General features: G+C 36.4%; 1 protein-coding gene. It reads left to right on the top strand.

The genetic code is table 11. From position 1 onward, the window contains the following. Positions 1-593 precede the first annotated feature (593 nt). Positions 594-1,003, top strand: a 410-nt coding sequence (locus GGR08_RS08025) for a restriction endonuclease (RefSeq protein ID WP_183194766.1), incomplete at its 3' end; no start/stop codon positions are given.

Here is a 1,003-nt window from a genome sequence, read left to right as displayed (position 1 = left end):
ACAGCCACTGCCCTATGACGCTTTTAACAAAAGCACATGCCTCTGTGACCAAAGAAAAGTGGCACCCAAAACTACTTTATTTTAACTGCTGAGGATCTCTCCCCCACATTTATGTAAAAAGACCTCTAAACAAAACTGTTTAGCCCGTCAATGGTTAATACATCAATATCCCCATAAATATAAAGGATAAGTTTGCTCAACCATATCCCCTTGCATTCATAGAGTGAACCTTCAAAAGACGCCTAATCTATGAGTTTTAGGGGTTTTGAGTATTTTGAGGGTTTTAAACACCTTCAAAACCTATCTATAAACTTATCAAAATACTCATTCTGATATATTAAAGCCCATAGTACATTTATCTTGATTAACCCGTGAAATGAATAGCAAATTTCACTATTTTGCTGATCTACTCCATGTCATGGGGTGTGGATAAATAACCTTTAAAAACCCCTTTTGAAAAAAATTTCTGGTTTTGCAAGAATTTCACCTCAGCTGACACTCGCTATTTATCCTAAATGGATTTAATTGGCTTCACTTTGATTCTTTTGAAGAGAATCAATCTGTATCATAGATAGTTATGGAGTTTGTTCTTTATGCTTCGCTCTCATCATTCTGATAATAAACACGTCTCTTTACGCTCTCTTTTACAATCCTATCGTGAACAGACAACTTCAAATACTCTACGAGGGAAAGTGTTTGAAGATTTTGTGACAAAATATCTTATGCATGACCCTCTTCATTATGGACGATATGAAACGGTTGAGAGCTATTATGAATGGGCAACAGAGCGTGAAGGTTGGAATAAAAATGATATCGGCATTGATCTGGTGGCAAAGCTTCGCAATCAAGAGGGTTATGTCGCTATTCAGTGTAAGTTTTATCAAGCTGACCATCAGATCAGTAAAAAAGATATTGATAGCTTTATCGCTGCCTCTGGAAAAGACATCTTTAAATATCGCCTTCTCGTTGATACCACGGAAGTGGAATTAAGTGACAATGTGAA

It is taken from the genome of Bartonella fuyuanensis, assembly GCF_014197255.1.
Taxonomy (GTDB): Bacteria; Pseudomonadota; Alphaproteobacteria; order Rhizobiales; family Rhizobiaceae; genus Bartonella; species Bartonella fuyuanensis.
The sequence above is the reverse complement of the archived record's forward strand: the minus strand, read 5'-3'. Positions and strand labels throughout refer to the sequence as shown.